Origin of the sequence: Streptomyces sp. SAI-127 (assembly GCF_029894425.1) — a bacterium.
Classification (GTDB): domain Bacteria; phylum Actinomycetota; class Actinomycetes; order Streptomycetales; family Streptomycetaceae; genus Streptomyces.
Window position 1 is genome coordinate 4044626 of record NZ_JARXYJ010000001.1, and the last position, 18102, is coordinate 4062727.

General features: G+C 71.1%; 14 protein-coding genes. 10 read left to right on the forward strand and 4 right to left on the reverse strand.

Going from position 1 to position 18102, the window contains the following annotated elements; genetic code table 11:
• The first annotated feature begins 8 nt into the window (after positions 1 to 8).
• The 5 genes from M2157_RS18310 to M2157_RS18330 all read left to right on the forward strand — a co-directional run bounded on the left by M2157_RS18310 (position 9) and on the right by M2157_RS18330 (position 5108).
• Positions 9 to 428, forward strand: a complete 420-nt coding sequence (locus M2157_RS18310) for a hypothetical protein (protein ID WP_280865738.1) — start codon at positions 9 to 11, stop codon at positions 426 to 428.
• 274 nt (positions 429 to 702) lie between these two features.
• The gene (locus M2157_RS18315) at positions 703 to 1767 is read left to right on the forward strand and encodes a hypothetical protein (protein ID WP_280862853.1); all 1065 of its coding nucleotides are present in this window, start codon (positions 703 to 705) and stop codon (positions 1765 to 1767) included.
• A gap of 14 nt (positions 1768 to 1781) precedes the next feature.
• A complete protein-coding gene (locus tag M2157_RS18320; RefSeq protein ID WP_280865739.1) occupies positions 1782 to 2954 on the forward strand; it encodes a toxic anion resistance protein in 1173 nt (390 codons plus the stop codon).
• Positions 2951 to 4510 carry a substrate-binding and VWA domain-containing protein gene (locus tag M2157_RS18325; RefSeq protein ID WP_280865740.1) on the forward strand — a complete coding sequence of 520 codons (1560 nt, stop codon included), beginning with the start codon at positions 2951 to 2953 and terminating at the stop codon, positions 4508 to 4510. The genes M2157_RS18320 and M2157_RS18325 overlap by 4 nt, the downstream gene beginning before the upstream one ends.
• Positions 4497 to 5108 carry a hypothetical protein gene (locus M2157_RS18330; RefSeq protein WP_280865741.1) on the forward strand — a complete coding sequence of 204 codons (612 nt, stop codon included), beginning with the start codon at positions 4497 to 4499 and terminating at the stop codon, positions 5106 to 5108. Before M2157_RS18325 ends, M2157_RS18330 begins: the two co-directional genes overlap by 14 nt.
• A gap of 342 nt (positions 5109 to 5450) precedes the next feature.
• Here M2157_RS18330 and M2157_RS18335 read toward each other — a convergent pair whose 3' ends face one another.
• Positions 5451 to 7274, reverse strand: coding sequence for a phosphoenolpyruvate carboxykinase (GTP) (locus M2157_RS18335; protein ID WP_280862857.1), 1824 nt, complete (start codon positions 7272 to 7274; stop codon positions 5451 to 5453).
• A 338-nt stretch (positions 7275 to 7612) separates the two neighbouring features.
• Here M2157_RS18335 and M2157_RS18340 point away from each other — a divergent pair, with 338 nt between their 5' ends.
• From M2157_RS18340 to M2157_RS18355, 4 genes are all read left to right on the forward strand, one after another.
• On the forward strand, positions 7613 to 8326 hold the full coding sequence (locus M2157_RS18340; protein WP_280862858.1) for a hemolysin III family protein: 714 nt from the start codon (positions 7613 to 7615) through the stop codon (positions 8324 to 8326).
• A gap of 103 nt (positions 8327 to 8429) precedes the next feature.
• Complete coding sequence (locus M2157_RS18345) at positions 8430 to 9974, forward strand: MFS transporter (protein WP_280862859.1); 1545 nt, start codon at positions 8430 to 8432, stop codon at positions 9972 to 9974.
• A gap of 5 nt (positions 9975 to 9979) precedes the next feature.
• Entirely contained in the window at positions 9980 to 10612 is a 633-nt protein-coding gene (locus M2157_RS18350) for a TetR family transcriptional regulator (protein WP_280862860.1), read from the forward strand.
• Between the two features lie 33 nt (positions 10613 to 10645).
• Positions 10646 to 11404, forward strand: a complete 759-nt coding sequence (locus tag M2157_RS18355; protein ID WP_280862861.1) for a Mut7-C RNAse domain-containing protein — start codon at positions 10646 to 10648, stop codon at positions 11402 to 11404.
• Here M2157_RS18355 and M2157_RS18360 read toward each other — a convergent pair.
• On the reverse strand, positions 11361 to 13391 hold the full coding sequence (locus M2157_RS18360; RefSeq protein WP_280862862.1) for a thioredoxin domain-containing protein: 2031 nt from the start codon (positions 13389 to 13391) through the stop codon (positions 11361 to 11363). The genes M2157_RS18355 and M2157_RS18360 overlap by 44 nt on opposite strands.
• A 150-nt stretch (positions 13392 to 13541) precedes the next feature.
• Here M2157_RS18360 and M2157_RS18365 point away from each other — a divergent pair, with 150 nt between their 5' ends.
• Positions 13542 to 16745 carry a tetratricopeptide repeat protein gene (locus M2157_RS18365; protein ID WP_280865742.1) on the forward strand — a complete coding sequence of 1068 codons (3204 nt, stop codon included), beginning with the start codon at positions 13542 to 13544 and terminating at the stop codon, positions 16743 to 16745.
• Positions 16746 to 16913: 168 nt separating this feature from the next.
• Here the strand turns inward: M2157_RS18365 and M2157_RS18370 are convergent, their stop codons facing one another.
• Entirely contained in the window at positions 16914 to 17174 is a 261-nt protein-coding gene (locus tag M2157_RS18370; RefSeq protein ID WP_280862864.1) for a hypothetical protein, read from the reverse strand.
• Positions 17167 to 18027, reverse strand: a complete 861-nt coding sequence (gene mca, locus M2157_RS18375) for a mycothiol conjugate amidase Mca (protein WP_280868228.1) — start codon at positions 18025 to 18027, stop codon at positions 17167 to 17169. Before mca ends, M2157_RS18370 begins: the two co-directional genes overlap by 8 nt.
• Positions 18028 to 18102: the final 75 nt, after the last annotated feature.

The window sequence follows — 18102 nt, forward strand, 5'->3', positions numbered from 1 at the left end:
GCCATCCCATGTACGAACCGATCCGCACCAAGTCGGTCCACAGCACGATGGCCGACGCCCCTCTTGACTTCCCCCACCGCTCACGCGAGGAAGAGCTGGACATCCAGCTCGCGGGACATCTCGCGGCGCTGCTCGCCGTCACGGACGAGCTGCGGGCGGTGGCGCCGTCCGCCGACCTGGACACCGCGGCCGAGCGGCTCGCCGAGCAGGTGGCCCGGCTGCGCGGTGGAGGGGCACCGGCCCGCGTCCCGCCGACCGCGGCCACCTCGAACCGGGACGACCTCCACCGCCGCGCCCACGCCGTGGCAGGCCGCGCCCTGCTCGTGGCGGCGTCCCGGGCGGACACGGCGGCGGCGATTCTGGCGGCGGAGCGGATGGACGCACACACCGCCGCTCTGGCCGACCCCCGCGAACTCACCGCCCACTGAGCCCTACGGCTCCCTCCTGAACGGCCCCGGCCCGCGCGCACCCGCAGCGACGCGCGGGCCGGGGCGCCAGGGCACTGCGTTGGCTTGAGCCGGGGCGCCTCGCCGTAGGGGTTCTTGTCGGCTTGCGGGCGCGGGTTCGTTGTGGCTTGTCGCGCCGTTCCCCGCGCCCCTGACGGGGCGCTCCCGCTCAGCCGTGTCGAGTCGGGACCGGTGCTACACCTTCCGTTCACCCTGTTCGCCGGGGAATGTTGGGTTCCGCGAGCACGCTCCCCGTGTGAGACGAATCGCAGGGATCGTCCTCGCGGTCCTGCTGATCGGCGGCGTGGTGGCAGCCGTCGTGGCAGGCCGGGAAGCGGACGACAAGGGCACGGCAACGAAGACCGTGCAGGGAGTGATCGGATCGGAGAAGGCCGAGTTCTTCGCCGATCCCGACGTGGTGAAGGCCCTAGCCGCCAAGGGCTACACCGTGAAGGCCGAGACCTCCGGGTCCTGGGCCATGGAGGGCCTCGACCTCGACGGGTACGACTTCGCGTTCCCGTCCAGCCAGGCCCCGGCCACCGAGCTCGCCGCGAAGTACAAGGTACGGGGGACCCTCCCCCGCCCCTTCTACTCGCCCCTCGTCGTCGTGGCGCACAAGAGCGCCGCCGGGGTCCTCGCGAGCAACGGCCTGGCCACGCTGGACGCGGAGCACCGCGGCACCCTCAAGATGGCCGCCTACCTCGACGCGGCCCGCGAGGACCGCACCTGGCAGCAGCTCGAGGGGGCGGACAAGTACGGGGAGCTCACCGGCACCCTCTACCTCTCCAGCACCGACCCGGAGACCTCCAACTCCGGCGCCCTCTACCTCGCCGCCGCCTCCTGTGCGGCGAACGGCGGCAAGGTCGTCGCGAGCGACGCGGAGGTCAGGAGGACGGCCCCCCTGCTGCACAAGCTCGTCAGTGTGCAGGGCGCCCAGCAGTCCAGCACGGACGCGGCCTTCCGGGACTTCGTCAGCGGCGCCGGCAACCCGCTCGTCCTGGTCTACGAGTCCCAGGTCGCCTCGCTCCTCGCGGACGGGCAGCACCCCGACGACCTGGTCGTCCTCTACCCGGACACCACGGTCAACAGCGACCACACGGTCGTACCGCTGACCGAGAACGGCCAGGCCCTCGCCGGACTCCTCTCGACCGACCCGCGGTTGCGTGAGCTGGAGGTCCGGCACGGGTTCCGGCCGCAGGGCGAGGCCACCGAGTTCGCCGCGGCCGCCACCTATCTCAAGCAGGAACTGACCGGCGTCCGCCAGGCGCCCGTGCCCACCTCCGCGGTGCTGCACGAACTGGCGCGACGGGCGCGCGGATGACGGGGGACACAGCCATGACATCCATCAACGACGACACTTTCGTACTGACGCCTCCCGAGGCCGTCGCACCCGTGCCCCGCGAGAAGGCCGGCGGACTCGTCCCCGTCGACGACACCGTCCGCACGGACATGGCCAAGAAGGCCTCCGCGTACGTCGAGGGGCTCGCGACGCTCGACGCCCGCTCACCCGAGTTCGCCGGCAAGGTCGGTGAGATCACCACGCTCGGTGCCGGCGAGATGCGCAGCGCCGCCGCCCAGTCCAACCGGATGCTGGAGCGGACCGTGCGCAGCCTGCCGGACAAGGGCGGGGACGCGCAGTCCCTGGTGGCGGGCTCGCTCGTCGAACTGCGGCGCGTGGTCGAGGATCTGGACCCCCGGGACCTGCCCGCCGCCAAGGGCCGCAAGTTCCTGTCCCGGCTTCCCGGCGGCAACAGGCTGCGCGATCACGTGGCCAAGTACGCCTCCGCTCAAGGGACGTTGAACAAGATCGTGGGCTCGCTGCGCGGCGGCCAGGACGAACTGCGCCGTGACAACGCCGCGTTGCAGACCGAGCGGGTCCGCCTGTGGGAGACCATGGGCAAGCTCCAGGAGTACGTCGTGCTGACCGAGGCGCTGGACACGGCCGTCGAGCGGCACATCACCGCCGTAGGAGATCCGGAGGCGGCCGACTCGCTCCGCGCCGACGTCCTCTTCCCCGTCCGGCAGAAGCACCAGGACCTGCTCACCCAGCTCGCCGTCTGCGCACAGGGCTACCTCGCCATGGACGTCGTACGCCGCAACAACGAGGAGCTGATCAAGGGCGTCGACCGGGCGGCCACGACCACCGTGTCGGCGCTGCGCATCTCCGTGATGCTGGCCTCCGCGCTCGACAACCAGAAGAAGGTCATCGAGCAGGTCAACGCGCTGCGCGGGACCACCGAGGACCTGATCCGGGGAAACGCCGAGATGCTCGCGACCCAGAGCGGGGAGATCCAGCGCATCGCCGCCGACCCGGCGGTCGGCGCCGAGACCCTGCGCTCCGCCTTCCAGCAGATCTACCGGACCCTCGACGCGATCGACACGTACAAGGTCCAGGCGACCGAGGTGATGGCGGCGACCGTGGAGTCACTGACCTCCGAACTCCAGCACGCCAGTGGGTACCTGGAGCGCAGCCGGTCGCAGGGCGCACTGGAGGGGGGCCTCGGATGAGACGACGCGCACTGGCCGCCTGTCTGGCGGCGCTCGGCCTGCTCACCGCCTGTACGGCACAGGAGGACGGGATCAGCGGCGTTTCGACGCCCGGCGTCCCCGGGCCCGCCGAGCCGGGCACCCTCCGGGTCCTCGCGTCCAGCGAGCTGAGCGACATGGCCCCGGTTCTCGCCCGGGTCGAGAAGGACACCGGCATCAAGGTCCGGCCGACGTACATCGGCACCCTGGACGCCGTGGACATGCTGGCGAAGGGCACGACCGACGGACAGTACGACGCCCTGTGGCTGTCGTCGAACGACTACCTCCGGCTGCGCCCCGAGGCGGCCGGGAAGGTGGTCTCCGAGACGCCCGTGATGTCGAGCCCGGTCGCGATCGGGGTGAAGCAGGCGACGGTGAAGGCACTCGGCTGGAAGCCCGATGACGTCACCTGGTCCCAGGTCGAGCAGGCCGTCCAGGACGGAAAGCTGACGTACGGCATGACCGACCCGGCCCGCTCCAACTCCGGCTTCGCCACGCTGGTTTCGGTGGCCTCCGCCCTCTCCGGCGCCCAGTCGGCGCTCACCGACGCCGATGTCGGCAAGGCCACGCCCCGGCTGAAGGAGTTCTTCAAGGGCCAGAAGCTGACCTCGGGTTCCTCGGGCTGGCTGGCGGCGACGTACGACCGGCGCGGAGACGTCGACGCCCTGCTCAACTACGAGTCCGTCCTCAAGGGCATCCCCGGCCTGACCGTGATCCGCCCCCGCGACGGCGTGATCACCGCCGACTATCCGCTCACCACGCTCAAGTCCACGAGCACGCGGACCCGCGAGGACGTCCGCCGGCTGACGGAGGACCTGCGCACCGAGAAGATCCAGCGGGAGATCACCGCGCGCACCCACCGCCGCCCGGTCGTCGCCTCGGTCCCTCCGGCGAGCGGTCTGGACACCACCCGCCGGCGTGAACTGCCCTTCCCGGGCACCCGTTCCGTCGCCGACGGCCTGCTCGACTCCTACGAGAACGAACTGCGCCGCCCGTCGAGGACCGTATACGTCCTGGACACCTCGGGCTCGATGGAGGGCGACCGCCTGGACCGCCTCAAGACGGCCCTCACCGACCTCACCGGCGACTTCCGCGAACGCGAGGAGGTCACGCTGATGCCGTTCGGCTCGGAGGTGAAGAGCGTACGGACCCATGTGGTCGAGCCGGCGGACCCGCAGACCGGCCTGGCCGCGATCCGCGAGGACACCTCGGCGCTCTCCGCCGACGGCGACACCGCGATCTACACCTCACTGGAGAAGGCGTACGGCCATCTCCGCGCCGACCGCGACACGTTCACGTCGATCGTGCTGATGACGGACGGCGAGAACACGGCGGGCGCCGACGCCGGGGACTTCGACGACTTCTACCGGGACAGCCTGACCCCCGCCGCACAGCGGATCCCGGTCTTCCCCATCCTCTTCGGCGACTCCGACCGCTCCGAACTGGCCCACATCGCCGAGCTGACCGGCGGCCGCCTCTTCGACGCCCGGCAGGGCTCGCTGGACGGCGCCTTCGAGGAGATCCGTGGCTATCAGTAGGTATCTGGAGTCCCGCAAGAACATCGCGGGAAGCGCGTGCGGTCTGGTCGGCCTGGTGCTGACCTTCGCGGGGGTGGCCGGCCCGTACTGGCCCGTGGTCGTGGCCGGGCTCTACGGCGCGGGCGCGCTGATCGCCCCGCCGGAACGCCCCGCGCTGCCCGACCTCCCGGACCCGTCGGCCCAACTGGACGAGGTGCGGAGCGACTTCGAGAAGGTCCGCGCCTACCTGGCGGACATCGACCTGTCGGTCACGGCGGCGGCGCGGCTCCGTGAACTCACCGAGCTGCTGACCGCGTTGCTCGACCAGGGCTGGAGCAAGGAGCTGCTGGCCCATGACCCGGAGGGTGTGCACTCGCTGTCCCGGATCGTCCGGCGCGACCTGCCCGAGGCCGTCGACAGCTTCGTACGCACCCGGTGGTGGACGCGGATGACACCGGGCACGGAGTCCCCCGAACTCCACCTGGAACAGCAGCTGGGCCTCATGAAGCAGGACGCACAGCAGCTGGCGGCGGCCCTCCGGGACACGGAGGCCCGCCGCCAGGAGACCCACACCCGGTATCTGGAGGACCGGGGCGGGCACAACGGGGTCAGTGCGTGACCGACGGTCAGGGGCAGCAGATGCGGAGGTCGCCCGGGGCGGCGACCGCGATGCCGGGGAAGGTCGGGAACCGGGGCCAGGACGGTCGCCGCGGCGGTCCCGGCCCGGTTCCAGGAGGGGCCGGTGGCCGCGTTCGTCCCGTCGGCGTCGCCCTCACCGGGCGCGGTGATCCGTCCCGGTGGGTGAGTGGGCAGCACGCCCCGCACGCCGTTGTGCGGGGCCGGTTCGTGACTCAGGGCCTGTCCTGCGGACCTGCCCTCGTGCCGCCCACCCGCGGCCGGCCCGTGACGATCACGGGTCAGGGCTCCCATCGGGGGCCGGCCGCGGGGGTTCTCGGGGGACTCAGCCCAGGCGCTGCACCAGCGCGCGGTACTCGTCCCACAGCTCCTTCGGCGTGTGGTCACCGAAGGTGTTGAGGTGCTCGGGGATCAGGGACGCCTCCTCCCGCCACACCTCCTTGTCGACCGTGAGCAGGAACTCCAGGTCGGAGGGGGCCAGGTCGAGGCCCTTGGTGTCGAGCGCGTCCTTGGTCGGCAGGATGCCGATCGGGGTCTCGACGCCCTCCGCCTTGCCCTCCAGCCGCTCCACGATCCACTTCAGAACGCGGCTGTTCTCGCCGAAGCCGGGCCAGACGAACTTGCCCTCGTCGTTCTTGCGGAACCAGTTGACGTAGTAGATCTTCGGCAGCTTCGACTGGTCCTTGTCCTTGGCCACGTCGACCCAGTGCCCCATGTAGTCGCCCATGTTGTAGCCGCAGAACGGCAGCATGGCGAAGGGGTCGCGGCGCAGCTCGCCGACCTTGCCCTCGGCGGCGGCGGTCTTCTCGGAGGCCACGTTGGCGCCGAGGAAGACGCCGTGGTTCCAGTCGAAGGACTCCGTCACCAGCGGCACCGCGCTCGCGCGCCGCCCGCCGAAGAGGATCGCCGAGATCGGCACGCCCTTGGGGTCCTCCCACTCGGGCGCGATGATCGGGCACTGGGCGGCGGGCGTGGTGAAGCGGGCGTTGGGGTGGGCGGCCGGGACGTCCGAGGAGGGCGTCCAGTCGTTGCCCTTCCAGTCGGTGAGGTGGGCCGGGGTCTCCTCCGTCATGCCCTCCCACCAGATGTCGTTGTCGTCGGTGAGGGCGACGTTGGTGAAGACGGAGTTGCCCCACAGCGTCTTCATCGCGTTGGCGTTGGTGTGCTCACCGGTGCCGGGCGCGACGCCGAAGAAGCCGGCCTCGGGGTTGATCGCGTAGAGGCGGCCGTCCTCGCCGAAGCGCATCCAGGCGATGTCGTCGCCGATCGTCTCGACGGTCCAGCCGGAGATCGTGGGTTCCAGCATGGCGAGGTTGGTCTTGCCGCAGGCGCTCGGGAAGGCGGCGGCGACGTACTTGGACTCGCCCTGCGGGGGCGTGAGCTTGAGGATGAGCATGTGCTCGGCGAGCCAGCCCTCGTCGCGGGCCATCACCGAGGCGATGCGCAGGGCGTAGCACTTCTTGCCGAGCAGGGCGTTGCCGCCGTAGCCCGAGCCGTAGGACCAGATCTCGCGGGACTCCGGGAAGTGCGAGATGTACTTGGTGGAGTTGCACGGCCACGGGACGTCCGCCTCGCCCTCCGCGAGGGGGGCGCCGAGGGTGTGCACGGCCTTCACGAAGAAGCCGTCGGAGCCGAGTTCGTCGAGGACCGGCTGTCCCATGCGGGTCATCGTGCGCATGGAGACCGCGACATAGGCGGAGTCGGTGATCTCGACGCCGATCGCGGAGAGGTCCGAGCCGAGGGGGCCCATGCAGAAGGGGACGACGTACATCGTCCGGCCCTTCATCGAACCGCGGAAGACGCCCTTCTCCCCGGTGAAGATGTCGCGCATCTCCGCCGGTGCCTTCCAGTGGTTCGTGGGCCCCGCGTCCTCCTCCTTCTCCGAGCAGATGAAGGTGCGGTCCTCGACGCGCGCGACGTCGGTCGGGTCGGAGGCCGCGTAGTAGGAGTTGGGGCGCTTGATCGGGTCGAGCTTCTTGAAGGTGCCCTTCGCCACGAGCTCCTCGCACAGGCGCTCGTACTCCGCTTCGGATCCGTCACACCAGACCACGCTGTCCGGCTCGGTCAGTTCGGCGATCTCGTTCACCCACGAGATCAGTTCCTTGTGCTGGGTGGGGATGACGGGGGGAGCCGCGATGTCGCGCGCCACGATTGCTCCTAGATGAGGGATTTTTTGTTTGGAGGCCCCGTGGGGGCTGCGACCCGGATGCTTTTCGTGCCTTTTGGTGGTGACCTTGGCGCTCATCCGGTGTCGACCGCACTCATTTGATCATCCGACCGAACCGCCCATCTGTCCAGAGGGCATCACAGGTGAGCGGAGTGAGGATCGCCACGCCCCCTTTGGGCACAGCGCGTTTATTTGCGTGCACTTAACGTTCAGCCAACCGTTTCTTTACTGATCAACTCCCGTGAGACGATGGCCACTCTTGGCCGTTCCTCACGCTCTACTCATGCGTAACTTACGGTCCCGTAGGTACGATGCCGGGCATGACGCCGCCCGCCCACGACGCCGACGCACCCTCTCTGCCGCACCAGATCAAGCAGCACGCCCAGCACCTGGCCGAGCCCATCAAGCCGAAGCTGCGCGGCTGGCTGCACCTCGGCATGTTCCCGGCCGCCCTGGTCGCGGGGCTGGTACTGACCGCCCTCGCGGACTCCACGAGAGGCCGGATCGCCTGCGGGATCTTCGCCCTGACCGCCTGCCTGCTGTTCGGCGTCAGCGCGCTGTACCACCGGGGCACCTGGACTCCGCGCATGGACGGCGTGCTGCGACGGCTGGATCACGCCAACATCTTCCTGATCATCGCGGGCACTTACACCCCGCTGACCATGCTGCTCCTGCCGGGCAGCAAGGGACGGTGGCTGCTGTGGGGCATCTGGGGTGCCGCGGTGGCCGGCATCCTCTTCCGGGTCTTCTGGGTCGGCGCCCCGCGCTGGCTCTACACCCCCTGCTACATCGCGATGGGCTGGGCCGCGGTCTTCTTCCTGCCCGACTTCATGCGCGCCGGCGGTGTCGCGGTCCTGGTCCTGGTCGTCATCGGCGGCCTGCTCTACAGCGCGGGCGGTGTGATCTACGGCCTCAAGCGGCCGAACCCGTCACCGCGCTGGTTCGGCTTCCACGAGGTGTTCCACTCCCTCACCGTGGCCGCCTTCGCCGTCCACTACGTCGGCATCTCACTGGTGGCGTACCAGCACACGTAGACCGTTCCACGCACTTTCCAGGGCCACGGCTTCCGAGCCGTGGCCCTTTTTGCATGTCGAAACCGATTGACAGTCCCTAGCTTTTGAGAGTTACTGTCATTTCATGGAAACTATCACTCCGGACCCCCGTCGCTGGTGGGCCCTGGCCGCCCTCGTCGCGAGCATGCTGACGCTCGGCTTCGACCTGACGATCCTCAATGTGGCGCTGCCGACGATGGCCGCCGACCTCGACGCCGGCACCGGCGCGCAGCAGTGGATGGCGGACGCGTACGTCGTCGTCTTCGCGGCCCTGATGCTCCCCGCGGGTCTGCTCGGCGACCGGTTCGGGCGGCGCCGGATGCTGATCACCGGACTCGCGATCTTCCTCGCCGGATCACTGGTCGGCGCGCTGGCGGGCGATGTCAACGCGGTGATCGCCGCCCGCGCGGTGATGGGCGTCGGCGGCGCCCTGGTCACCCCGCTCGCACTCTCCGTGCTGCCCACGCTCTTCGCCCCCGACGAGCGCACCAAGGCCGTAGGCATCGTCTCCGCCGCCTCCGCGCTCGGCCTGCCGCTCGGCCCGATCATCGGCGGCTGGCTGCTGAACCACTTCTGGTGGGGCTCGGTCTTCCTGGTCAACGTCCCGATGGCCGCGATCGGCATCGCCGCCTGCGTCTTCCTGCTCCCCGAGACCCGCGACCCCTCCTCCCCCAGGGTCGACGCCCTGTCCGCCGCACTCACCGTCACCGGACTCGGCGCCCTGGTCTACGCGATCATCGAGGCGCCCACCCGCGGCTGGGGCGACCCGCTGGTGCTGGGCATGCTCACGGCGTCCGTCCTGCTGATCGCCGCGCTGGTGCTGCGCGAACGCCGGGTCCGGCGCCCCATGCTCGACATGACCCTGCTCACCCATCGCGGCTTCCTCTTCAACACCGTCGCCGCGACCCTGGTGAACTTCATCCTGTCCGGCCTGCTGTTCGTGCTGCCGCCCTTCCTCCAGGCCGTCCTCGGCCACGACGCCCTGGGCACCGGCGTCCGGCTGCTGCCGATGATGGGCGGACTGCTGGTCGCCTCCCGCCTCGCCCCCAAGGTCGTCGCCCGCTTCGGCGCGCGCGCCACGGTGAGCGCCGGCCTGGTGGTGCTGGCCTTCGCCGGGCTCCTGGGCAGCCGTACGACAGTGGACTCCGGCTACGGATTCGTCGCGCTGTGGCTTTCTCTCACCGGCTTCGGCTTCGGCCTCTCGCTCATCCCCGCCATGAACGGCGGCCTGAGCGCCCTGCCCCGCGACCGCGCCGGCAGCGGCTCCGGACTCCTGATGACCATGCGTCAGGTCGGTGGCGCGATCGGCATCGCCCTGCTCGGCAGCCTGCTCTCCAGCACCTTCCGGGACCGCCTCGACGTCACCGGGCTGCCCGCCCGGGCCGCCGACACCGCCGGGGAGTCCGTGGTCGCCGCGCACCTGGTCGCCCAGCGCACCGGCTCCGCCGATCTGCTGGCCTCCGCGAACAGCGCGTACATCCACGGCATGGGCGTCGTCCTGCTGGTCTGCGGGATCGCGGCCCTCGTCGCCGCGCTGCTCGCCGCGGCCTTCCTGCCGGGCACGCCCCGTCCGGCCGAGACCTCCACAGCCCCGGACATGGCTGCCGAGGAGGCGGATGCCCGACAATGAACCCCATGACGGCCGCACGCTCCCCCCTCTCCCCCGCCGACCGCCCCCGACTGGGCCTTCGTGAGCGCAAGAAGATCAAGACCCGCGAGGCGATCCGCACCGCGACCTACGCGCTGATCAAGGAACAGGGCTACGACGCCACGACGGTCGAGCAGATCGCCGAGCGCGCCGAGGTGTCACCGTCGACCGTCTTCCGCTACTTCCCGACCAAGGAGGACATCGTCCTCACGGACGAGTACGACCCTCTGATGGTCGAGGAACTGCGCGCCCGGCCCGCCGACGAGCCGTGGATCGACTCGCTGCGGCACGTGATGCGCCTGGCCCTGGACGGCACCATGGCGGAGGACCCCGAGGCGATCCGCGTCCGGGCCCACCTCGGGGTCCAGATCCCCGCCGTGCGCGCCCGGATGCTCGAGAGCATGTCGGAGACCGGGCGCATGCTCTGCGAGGCCATCGCCGAACGCTCCGGCCTGGCCGCGGACGGCCTCCAGGTCCGCGTCTACGCGATGTCCCTCATCGGCGGCCTCATGGAGGTCTCCATGTACTGGGCGGAGAACGGCTTCGAGGGCGACCTGCGCGACCTGGTGGACCAGGCCCTGGACGTCCTGGACCAGGGCCTGCCGACGAAAAAGCCCTGAATCCGCTCTCCCCTCCCGTGGCATCCTGACCGGGTGAACGGTCCCGAGATCCACGTCGAGTTCGCCCCCGGCCTGGCCGTGTTCGTCGCGAGCGGCCGCCGCCGGGGGCCCACCCGCCTCACCACCGACGGCGTCTCCTCCCTCGGCCACGTCGTCGAGTCGACCGGCGTCCCGCTCACCGAGGTCGGGGCCCTGCGGGTGAACGGCCGCGAGGTCCCGAGGTCCTACGTCCCCGTCGCGGGCGACTCCGTGGAGATCAGCGCCGTCGCCCGCCCCCAGCAGATCCCCGGCGCTCCCCTGCGCTTCCTCCTCGACGTCCACCTCGGCACCCTCGCCCGCCGCCTGCGCCTGCTCGGCGTGGACACGGCGTACGAGTCCACGGACATCGGCGACCCGGCCCTCGCCACCCGCTCGGCGACCGAGAAACGCGTCATGCTCAGCCGCGACCGGGGCCTGCTGCACCGCAGGGAACTGTGGGCGGGCGCCTTCGTCTACAGCACCCGCCCCGAAGACCAACTCCGCGACATCCTGGACCGCTTCCGCCCCGAACTGCGCCCCTGGACCCGCTGCACGGCCTGCAACGGCCTGCTGCGAGAGGCGACCAAGGAGCAGGTGGCCGACCGGCTGGAGGGCGGGACGGAACGGTCGTACGACGTCTTCGCGCAGTGCCAGGAGTGCGGCCGCGCCTACTGGAAGGGCGCACACCACGAACAGCTGGAGGCGATCGTGGCGAACGCCCTGGCGGAGGTCAACCGCCCAACGCCACCCGCAACGCCTCCGCGTCGGTCGTAGGCGCCTCACAGGTGAAGTGCCTGCAGACGTAAGCGGTGGGTTCGCCGTTGACGAGGATCCGGTCGGCGAGCAGCGGGAGTTCGTCGCTGTCCGGAGTGCCCACCGCGACCACGGCACCGGGGGCGGTCCCCAGAAGCGCCGTTCGGTGCAGGGCCCTTGTGGCGTCGTCGGTCAGCGCGGGTCCCACGATCGCGACCTCCTTCGGCCCGTCGAGGTGTGCCTCCGCCACCGCGAGCCCCCAACCGACGAACCGCGGCACCCGGGGCCCGAGCGCCTTCACCACCCCGAGTGCCTTCTCCGCGGCCGCGCGATGGGGCTCGGCCCCGGTCTGCGCGGCGTAGGACAACAGCGCCCCTGCCGCGGCCGTCCACCCGGAGGGCACCGCGTTGTCGGTCGGATCCTGCGGCCGGCGAATCAGCCGCTCGGCGTCGGCGGCCGTGTCGAACAGCCCGCCTTCGGGCCCGGTGAACCGCGTCAGCACATGGTCGAGCAGGAACCCGGCGAAGTCGAGCCAGACCCCCTCCCCGGTCACGGACGCCAGCGCGAGGAAACCCTCGGCGACATCCGCGTAGTCCTCCAGCACACCGGCGTTGGCACCGACCTGACCGTCCTTGCTGGTACGGGACAGACGGGCCTGCTCGTCCAGATGCAGCCGTACGAGAAGATCGGCGGCCCCCAGCGCGGCCTCGACCAGGTCGGGACGGTCGAAGTAGGCGCCGGTCTCGGCGAGCGCCGCGATCGCGAGCCCGTTCCACGCGGCGACGACCTTGTCGTCCCGGCCGGGAGCGGGACGCTGCGCCCGCGCGTCCAGGAGCCGCCGCCGGATCGACTCGATCTTCCCGGCTTCGAACACGGTGTCCTGCTGAGGCAGCTGGAGGACGGACTGCCCGTGCTCGAACGTGCCCTCCTCGGTGACGCCGAAGTACTGGGCGGCGAGGTCGGCGTCCTGCTCGCCGAGCACCTCACGCAACTGCTCCGGCGTCCACACGTAGTACGCGCCCTCGACGTGCTTGCCCGTCCCGTCGTCACTGTCGGCGTCCAGCGCGGAGGCGAACCCGCCCTCGTTCGTGCGCAGTTCACGGACCATGAAGTCGGCCGTGTCGAGGGCGACCCGACGGGCGAGGTCGGAGCCGGTGGACCGCCACAGATGGGCGTAGACACGGCACAGCAGGGCGTTGTCGTAGAGCATCTTCTCGAAGTGCGGCACGATCCAGTCGCGGTCGACGGAGTAGCGGGCGAAGCCGCCGCCGAGCTGGTCGTGGATGCCGCCGCGGGCCATGCGCTCGCAGGTGTCCCGGGCCATCTGGAGGGCACCCTCGGCGCCGGTGCGGGCGTGGTGCCGCAACAGGAACTCCACGACCATGGACGGCGGGAACTTCGGCGCCCCGCCGAATCCGCCGCGCTGCGCGTCGTACTCCCTCGTCAGCCCGAGCAGAGCCGCGGCGAGCTGCTCCTCGCCGGGTGCCTGCGCGTCGCCGTAGGACATCTCCCGCCCGGCGAGATCCCGCACGATCTTCCCGGCGACCTCGGCGACCTCGTCCCGCCGGTCGGTCCAGGCGGCCCGGACACCCTCCAGGACCTGCCGGAAGGAGGGCATGCCCTGGCGGGGGGAAGGCGGGAAGTAGGTGCCGAAGTAGAAGGGCTCGGCGTCCGGCGTGAGGAACACGGTCATGGGCCAGCCGCCCTGCCCGGTGGCGGCCTGCACGGCCTCCATGTAGACGGCGTCCACGTCGGGGCGTTCCTCGCGGTCGACTTTGATGCTGACGAAGTGCTCGTTCAGGAAGTCGGCGGTGACCCGGTCCTCGAACGACTCGTGTGCCATGACGTGACACCAGTGACAGCTCGAATATCCGACGCTCAGCAGAACGGGTTTGTTCGCCTTCCGGGCCTCCTCGAAGGCCTCGGCCGACCAGGGCCACCAGTCGACGGGATTGTCCGCGTGCTGGAGGAGGTAGGGGGACGTCTCGTGGGCCAGTCGGTTCGGCATGGGGTCCATCCTGCCGCAGTACCCCGCGGGTCAGGCGTCAGGCGTGTCCCGACGGCGCCGTCGAGCTTCCCGGTGCGGCCCTCTCGCCCCGATGCCCCGTCCGCAGCACACTTGACCAAGAAAGCCGTTGCCGCCGGAGGGGGAAGTGACATGCGGGACAGTCATCGGGCGGAAGCCGAACGGCTGTTGGGCCGGGCCGTGGAGGAGGAGGTGCGGCGTTCGGGCGGACGGGTCGACGGGGCCGTACTGCTCGCGCGGGCCCGGGGATCACTGGACGCGATGGCGCAGACGGCCGCCGAGGAGTACGAGGCCTACACACGCGCGCTGGACGAGGCGCAGGCAGGTCAACTCACCTTCTGGCAGCGGTACTCCAAGGAGGCGTCCGGGACTCCTCTGCTGGTGGCCGCGGTCGCCGCCATGGCTGCTGCCGTGGCCGACCTGGCGCTCGGCACCGACACGGGCACCGCGCTGGGCGCGGGCGTGACCGTGGGCGTCGTGGCCGCGGCGGCGACCGTGGTGAAGGTGGCCGGCTCGCATCTGCCGGCCGCGCACCACCGGGCGGGCGCCATCGGCCAGCCCGGCGGCCCGGAGCAGCTCCGGCTCCAGTGGCTGACGGCCCTGGAGGTACGGGGCATCCGGCCCTTCCTCGACCAGCAGCGGGTGCTGAGCGCGTCGACCGGCCCGAAGAAGGCGGGCCCGCGGCTGCGCGGCACGGACAAGAGCGCGGCGGCCCGCGGCAGGAGTGTGCTGGAGCAGTCGTTCGGGCAACTCCCGGAGCCCATAAGCGAGTTCGCGGACCGTCGGACGGAGATGGGCCGCATCCGGCAGTGGGTGCAGGCCTCGCGCGCGACGACCGAGACCCGGCCCACGGTGGTCGTGCTGCACGGACCGCCCGGCAGCGGCCGGACGGCGCTCGCCGTGCGGGCGGCGCACGACCTCAAGGACTACTTCCGCGGCGCCTGCGTCGTGGACCTGCGCGGCGACAACCCGGAGGAGTCCCCGCTCTCCACCCGGGACGCGCTGCTGCATCTGCTGAACCGGCTCGGCGCCCCGCGCGAGCAGCTGCTGTTCCGTGAGCGTTCCTCGCCCGACCAGCAGGTCAAGCGGCTGAGCGAGCTGTACCACCAGCATCTGACCGGCCTGCCGGTGACGATCGTGCTGGACGACGCCTCGGACCCCGAGCAGGTCCGCACGCTCGTCCCCGAGCGTTCCGACAGCCTGGTCCTGGTCACCGCGCGCGAGCCGCTCGGCCTGCCGTCGGACCTCGCCGCCCAGGTGCACGAACTCCCGGTCACCGCGCTGGACGCGGCGGGCGCCGAGGAGCTCCTGGACGCGGCCGCGCAGTCCGCCGGCGGTCCCTATGACGCCCAGTCCGCCGACCGGATCAGGGAGTTGTGCGGCGGCCTGCCCCTGGCCCTGCGCATAGCGGGCTCGTCCCTCGGTCCCCGCTCCCCGCGCCAGCTGGCCACCGATCTCGGCGCGTACGGCCCGGTCGGGCCCGTCGAACGCGTCCTGTGGCTCCGCTACACCGACCAGTCGGAGCAGGCCCGCCGGCTGCTGCGCCGCCTCGCGCTGGCCGGCCGGTCCTCGCTCGGCGCCGCCGCGGCCGCCGCGCTGCTGGCCACCGACGAGACGGAGGCGACCCGGCACCTGGTGGCGCTGGCCCGCGCGGGCCTCATCGACCACGTCCGCGGGAGCCGTTACCGCGTCCACGACGTGGTCCGCGCCTTCGCCCAGGCCAGACTGCTGGACGAGGAGGAACCGGCCGAGCGCACGGCCGCGCAGGAACGCCTCATCGTCAACTACGCCGACCTCGCCGACTCCGTGCTGCGTCTGGTCGACGGCAACATGTCGACCCGCTCGGACCGCTTCAGTCCGCACGGCTTCACCTCCCTCGACGAGGCGCTGCGCTGGCTGGACGACGAGTCGAGTTTCATCACGGCGGCGCTCAGGCACGCGGAGGGCGTCAACCAGGGAGCGGTCCTCAACCTCCTGGGCGCGCTGTGCGACTACTGCCTGCTGCGCGGCGACCTCTACCGCCTGGGCGAGATCAGCGAGTTGGCGCAGGCGGTGGACCAGGGGCTGCTGGTTCGCTCGGTGCAGTGGCGCACCGGTATCGCCGCCCGCCAGCTGGGCGAGCTCGACAAGGCTCGCACCACACTGACCTCGGTGGTCGACCTCTACATGGAGGCCCACCACGACGCGGGCGCCGCGCGCGCCCTGTGTTCCCTGGGCATCACCCTCCACCACCAGGGCCATCTGACCGAGGCGGCGGCGAAGCTCGAGGAGGCACTGGCCCTCCAGTCACCTCCCGAACTGGCCACGGACCGCGCCTGGACCATGCACGCCCTGGCGGCCGTCGAACGCGACCGCGGCCGCGTCGAGCAGGCACAGGACCTGCTGACCCGTTCCCTGGTCCTGCACCGCGCCGGAGAGTCCGTCCACGGCGAGGCCTGGGCCCACTTCCAGCTCGGCCAGCTGGCCCTGCGCATGGGCGACGTGCCGCGCGCGGAGACGGAGCTGAGAACAGCCCTCGACCTGTACGGCCGCACCCGCGACGCCCGCGGCGAGGCGTGGGCGCTGACCCAGCTGGCGCGGGCCCGCCTGGTGGCCGGGGACCCGTCGGCGGCGGTGGACGGCCTGCGCCAGGCGGCCTCCCGCCACCGCGACAACGAGGACGCGCGCGGCGAGGCGTGGACGGTGTACTACCTGGGCCAGGCGCTGGAGGAGACGGGCAACCTGGATCTGTCGGTCCGCGAGCTGGAGCGCTCGCGGACGATGTTCTCCCGTATGCGGGACGTCTACGGCCTGGCCTGCGCCCGCCACCACTCGGCCCGTGTCACCCGCGACCAGCGCGCCGCGCAGACGGGTTCGTTGCGCAACTCGGGCTTCGCCCGCCAGCTCCTGGTCGACGCCCGCGCCGACTTCCAGCGCATCGGCGTCGCCCACGGGGAGGCGTGGACCTGCCTCGAACTGGCGGTGGTGGACGCGGGCAACGGCCGTACCCCCCAGGCCCTCGCCCTGTGCGACGAGGCGGCGGCTCTGTTCGCCTCCTACGGCGACCAGCGGGGCGAGGACTGGGCCCGCTTCCTGCGCTGCACCCTGCTGCCGTACGCGGCGCCGGGCGGCGTGGAGATCGGCGCGGCGGTCGCCCAGGAGGAACTGGCGGAACTGAGCCGCCGGGAGCACGGGGCACGGGACGAGAAACTGGACGACTACGTGGGGGCGTACGGACTGCTGCTGGAGCGGGGCGTGAACCTCGACACCGGGTGGCAGGCATGGCGGCTGGGCATGGTCCCGAACCGGCATGCCCGTGAGGTGATGGGGGTGGCGGTGGCGCCGGCGCGGGGCTGAGGTGCGCGGTCGGTCTGCCCGGCGGCCCCGTGTCTGTGCCTGCGCCCGCGCCTGTGCTAGGCGGTGTACGCCCTCGGCGTGGGCGGCCCATCGGCTGCTGCCGTCGGCCGAGCACGGCCGTTGACGGGAGGGGGCCTCGGGTGTCCCCTCCCGTCGCCGCCGCGTGGCTCAGCCCTTGGCCGGCGAGGTCTTGCCGGACGGGCTGTCGGTGGTCTCCTTGCCGGAGGCCCCCTCGTCCGGGGACTCCTTGAAGTCGACCTTGCCCATGTGCTTGCTCATGGACTTCATCAGGGCCCACACCGCCAGGGCCATCGCCGCGAAGACGATGAAGCCGAGGACGCCGGGGGTGACCTTGTCCTCGTCGACCTCCTGGGCGAGGGTCGCGAGGTGCGTCATTGCCAGGCTTGCGCTTGCGCTCATGTCAGGCATTGTCGCGGATGCCCGCAAAGAGGTCGTCCTCGGGGAGGGAGGTATCGACGAGGGACTTCGCGAGCTCGTACTCCTCCGTCGGCCAGACCTCCTTCTGGAGATCCAGCGGGACCTTGAACCAGCCGCCGTCGGGGTCGATCTGCGTGGCGTGCGCGATCAGGGCCTTGTCGCGGATCTCGTAGAACTCCGCGCACGGAATGTGCGTGGTCAGGGTGCGGTCGCGCATCGGCGACTCGTCCCAGCGCTTGAGCCAGTCCCCGTACGGCGACTCCATGCCGCGCTCGATCAGCGCGTGGTGCAGCGCCTCGGTGCGGGGGCGGTTGAAGCCCTGGTTGTAGTAGAGCTTCAGCGGCTGGTAGGCCGGGCCGAACTCGGACTCGGGGAACTTCTCGGTGTCCGCCGCGCCCTCGAACGCCACCATCGAGATCTTGTGGGTCATGATGTGGTCGGGGTGCGGGTAGCCGCCGTTCTCGTCGTAGGTGGTGATCACCTGGGGACGGAAGGTGCGGATCTGCCTCACCAGCTCACCGGCCGCCTTGTCGACGTCCTCCAGGGCGAAGCAGCCGTCGGGCAGCGGCGGCAGCGGGTCACCCTCGGGCAGGCCGGAGTCGACGAAGCCGAGCCACTCCTGCCCCACGCCGAGGATCTCGCGGGCCTCGTCCATCTCCTTCTTGCGTACCTCGTGGATGTGCTCCTCGATGTACTTGTCGCCCTGAAGCTTCGGGTTGAGGATGGAGCCGCGCTCCCCGCCCGTGCAGGTCACGACCAGCACGTCCACCCCCTCGGACACGTACTTCGCCATGGTCGCCGCGCCCTTGCTCGACTCGTCGTCGGGGTGGGCGTGCACGGCCATCAGTCGCAGCTGGTCAGTCAAGACTCAATCCTCAGTAAGTCGGCGCCCCGGTGTCTTCGGGTGCGAACGGCGGCT

What these genes read in the sequence shown, in the direction of transcription:
- M2157_RS18370 (WP_280862864.1), bottom strand. Translation starts at nt 17,174, where the DNA reads ATGCCTGACATGAGCGCAAGCGCAAGCCTGGCAATGACGCACCTCGCG.
- mca (WP_280868228.1), bottom strand. Translation starts at nt 18,027, where the DNA reads ATGGCCGTGCACGCCCACCCCGACGACGAGTCGAGCAAGGGCGCGGCG.
- M2157_RS18350 (WP_280862860.1), top strand. Translation starts at nt 9,980, where the DNA reads ATGACGGCCGCACGCTCCCCCCTCTCCCCCGCCGACCGCCCCCGACTG.
- M2157_RS18365 (WP_280865742.1), top strand. Translation starts at nt 13,542, where the DNA reads ATGCGGGACAGTCATCGGGCGGAAGCCGAACGGCTGTTGGGCCGGGCC.
- M2157_RS18345 (WP_280862859.1), top strand. Translation starts at nt 8,430, where the DNA reads ATGGAAACTATCACTCCGGACCCCCGTCGCTGGTGGGCCCTGGCCGCC.
- M2157_RS18360 (WP_280862862.1), bottom strand. Translation starts at nt 13,391, where the DNA reads ATGCCGAACCGACTGGCCCACGAGACGTCCCCCTACCTCCTCCAGCAC.
- M2157_RS18320 (WP_280865739.1), top strand. Translation starts at nt 1,782, where the DNA reads ATGACATCCATCAACGACGACACTTTCGTACTGACGCCTCCCGAGGCC.
- M2157_RS18340 (WP_280862858.1), top strand. Translation starts at nt 7,613, where the DNA reads ATGACGCCGCCCGCCCACGACGCCGACGCACCCTCTCTGCCGCACCAG.
- M2157_RS18325 (WP_280865740.1), top strand. Translation starts at nt 2,951, where the DNA reads ATGAGACGACGCGCACTGGCCGCCTGTCTGGCGGCGCTCGGCCTGCTC.
- M2157_RS18310 (WP_280865738.1), top strand. Translation starts at nt 9, where the DNA reads ATGTACGAACCGATCCGCACCAAGTCGGTCCACAGCACGATGGCCGAC.